General features: G+C 62.6%; 2 protein-coding genes. Both read left to right on the top strand.

Annotation, left to right across the window (positions count from 1 at the left end):
• Positions 1–221: 221 nt before the first annotated feature.
• Positions 222–2576 carry a sensor domain-containing diguanylate cyclase gene (locus AC4FAH_RS00990; protein ID WP_490245560.1) on the top strand — a complete coding sequence of 785 codons (2355 nt, stop codon included), beginning with the start codon at positions 222–224 and terminating at the stop codon, positions 2574–2576.
• A gap of 95 nt (positions 2577–2671) precedes the next feature.
• A partial coding sequence (locus AC4FAH_RS00985; RefSeq protein ID WP_490245559.1) for a dienelactone hydrolase family protein occupies positions 2672–3522 on the top strand: 851 nt, incomplete at its 3' end.

Genomic DNA, 3522 nt, shown 5'->3' with positions numbered 1-3522 from the left:
TGCGCTGCCGATAAGGGAGATAGTCAGACGCAAAGGCAAAGGTCGCAATCGTTCATATGCCGTCATCTGCCCGGATCTTCGCGCAACCAAGCGTTGGGGGTACTGCTGGCTGCCAGCGCCATGGATAGGGCATTCTTGAGCAAACCGCATGACAGAGAAGGGGTTTCACGTTGCCTGAATCATTCGCGGATAGTCGTTTGCTGCAGCATCATTATGCTGTCGTGGCAGATGTGTTGTTCACGCTCAGTGCTGATGGTCAGCGCCTGATTGCCATGAATGCAGCGGCGGAACGCCTGCTGGGATATACGGTGCGGGATTTTCTCAAGCAGCCGGAGCTCTGGCTTTCGCTGGTGATCACCGCCGACCGGCAGCGGTTGAGTGACTTTCGCGCCTCGATGGGGCGGGTCGAGCGCACGACGTATCGCATGCGCGACCGCAGCGGGCAGATGTTGTTGCTCGAGGAATGTCTGTGGAGTTCCGGTGTGGGGCATCCGCTGTGTGGACGAGTGACGGATATCACGCAGCGTGACAAGGCCAATGAGCAGGAGCAGCAGCTGGCGCGTGCCTATCGTCTGATGATGGTGCGCAGCCGTGACCCGATGGCGATCCTGCTGCTCAAGGATGAGAGCCTGGTGATCAGTCATGCCAACCCGGCCTGGCATCTCTATCACGATGCGGCCTGTGCGCATTCCCGCCTCTCGCTTGAGCACCTCTACCTCCCTCATGTCCTGCGTAGCCTGGAGAGAGCCGAACCCTGGCAATGCGATATCAGCCTGTCGCTGCCGCGGGGGGAATCCAGGTTATCCGTGCAGATGGTCAGTCTGGGACGCTCACTCGCCGACGAGGGGCGTCAGGTGGCCGTGATGGCGCGCGACATCACCCAGGTACATCAACGTCTCGAGCATGTGATCGATCAACAGCAACGTCTGGCGCGGCGGGTGGATGAGACACCCGGCGCGCACTACGCGACCGCTGGTGAATGGCCGCCAGAGGAATTGGAGTATCTGTCGGCAGGCAGCGAGGCGCTCACCGGGCTTTCACATGACCTGCTGATGGCCAGCCCGGGTCTCTGGCAGGCCCGATTGGCGCCGGATGAGCTGACCATCTGTCAGCAGCGCTTTGATGAGGCCGTGCGGGAGCGCCATAGTCGTCTGAGTCTGTGTTACGCCTTCGTGCATGTGGATGGGCGCAAGCGCTATCTCCAGGATGACATGCAGCTGAGTTACTCGCCTGTGGGAGAGGTCACCGCCGTGCTCGGCAAGCTCAGTGATGTCACCCAGCGCGAAGCGCATCGGCGCCAATTGGACAACCTTGTCCAGCAGATGCGCGGCGTCGTCTTCCAGTGTCGCCTGAGCCAGGAGGGCGAGCTGCGTTATACCTACCTTTCGCCAGTTGCCTCGCAAGTGCTGGGGCTCGACCCGCAGGCCGTCATCGACGACCCCATGCTGCTGCTGGCGCGCATCGCGGGTCGCGAGCGTGAGCAGCTGCTCATGTCACTGCAGACCAGTGCCCGGCAGCAATCGCCCTGGGAGGCGGAGATACGCTATCAGCATCCGGATGGTCAGGAGCGCAGGCTGGCGTGTGTCGGGCTGCCGCAGGTGATCGACTCCCCCGAGGGCGGCGTGATCTGGCATGGCTATTGTGACGATGCCACCGCTCGATACCGTATCGAGGATGAGCTGCGCCAGAGCGAGGAGCGCTATCGCTTCATCCTCAACTCCGTCAGCGATCTGGTCAGCATCGAGGACTCCCACGGCATCTGTCAGTACATCAGCCCCTCGGTGGAAAAGCTCTGCGGTTATCGCCCGCAGGAGATCATCGGCCAGGAGATCAAGCAGCTGATCCATCCCGATGACATGCTGCGCATCGCGCAGGAGGTCCATCGTGCCGCCTGTCTCGGCGAAGTGTTTCGAGTCGACTTCAGGATTCAACACAAGGCTGGGCATACGCTGTGGTTCGAGTCGATCTCGACGCCCTCGATGGACCCCGCCACCGGGCGTTATCAGCGCGTGCTGTCGGTGTCGCGCAACATTCATGAGCGCAAGCTGGTCGAGCAGCGTCGCGAGCATGAAGCGATGACGGACGCCATGACCGGCGCCATGACCCGGGCCAGCTTCCTCGACACGCTCGACACCCTGCTGAGCTCGTCATCGCGGGAGCAGATGGCGTTGATCCTGTTTGATATCGACCACTTCAAGCGCGTCAATGACACTCACGGCCATGCGGCGGGCGATCAGGTGCTGATCAGTCTTGGTGAGGCGTGTCGTGCCCAGCTGCGGCGCGATGACTGCTTTGCGCGTCTGGGCGGCGAGGAGTTTGCCGTCCTGCTCACCGATGCCGGTACCGCCACCGGTGTCGGAATGGCCGAGCGCCTGCGACAGCAGATCGCGGCGCTGGAGGTGCGCTTCAAGTCGCTGATACTGCGCTGCACCATCAGCATGGGAGTGGCGACACCGCTGCCGGGGGAGACCCGGGATGGCTACCTGCACCGTGCCGATATGGCGCTCTACAGTGCCAAGCGCAGCGGTCGCGATCGGGTGGTGCTGGCATCGCAGTCCTTGAGCGAGGACAATTGAGCCAATACCGGTGATCAATCGGGCACACCTGCAGCCGGTGTCTCGGGTTGTGGATCGCGTCATGCAAGTGGATCACGTCATACAAGGAGTAGGCGATGCGAATGTTACGTGGCTGGTGCGCTGGCACCCTGTTGTTTGCACAGTCGGTATTTTCCGCCGGACAGGCCATGGCCGCCGAGGATGCACCGCTGGTCAATCGTCTCGAGGGGCCGCAGGTGGTCACGGAGACGGTGACCTATAGGGCCAATGGTGAGGAGCACGTAGGCCTGATCGCACGCGATGCCAAGGCGCAGGGGCGTCGACCCGGTATCCTGCTGGTGCATGAGTGGTGGGGCTTGAACAGCTACGCCCGCAAGCGCGCCGAACAATTGGCAGGGCTTGGCTACGTGGTCATGGCCGTCGACATGTATGGCGGTGGGCGCACGGCCGAGCATCCCAAGGAGGCCGGCGCCTTCTCCTCTGCGGTGATGAGCGACTGGCCGAAGGCGGAATCCAGCTTCAATTCGGCGCTGGCGGTGCTGCGCTCACGCCCGGAAGTCGATGGCGAGCGCATGGCGGCGATCGGCTACTGCTTCGGCGGTGCCGTGGTGCTCAACATGGCGCTGACCGGAGCGCCGCTCAAGGCGGTCGTCAGCTTCCATGGCAGCCCGTCGATTGCCGTGACGGAGCCCGAGCCGTTTGCCGGCCGGGTCGTGATCCAGAATGGCGCGGCAGATACGCTGGTGGCGCAGGAGGATCTCGACAAGCTGGTCGCGACCTTCCAGTCACTCGAGACGCGCACCACGCTGATCCAGTATCCGGGCGCCAAGCACGCCTTCACCAATCCGGAGTCGAATGCCAAGGCGGCCAAGTACGATCTGCCGCTGGGCTATGACGCGGCCGCGGATTCGGCTTCCTGGCAGGTCATGCTCAACCTGTTCAATGAGGTCTTCAAGACACCGAAGAA

It is taken from the genome of Cobetia sp. (assembly GCF_983723665.1).
Note: the sequence above shows the minus strand (reverse complement) of the source record. Positions and strands in the feature narration are given on the sequence as shown.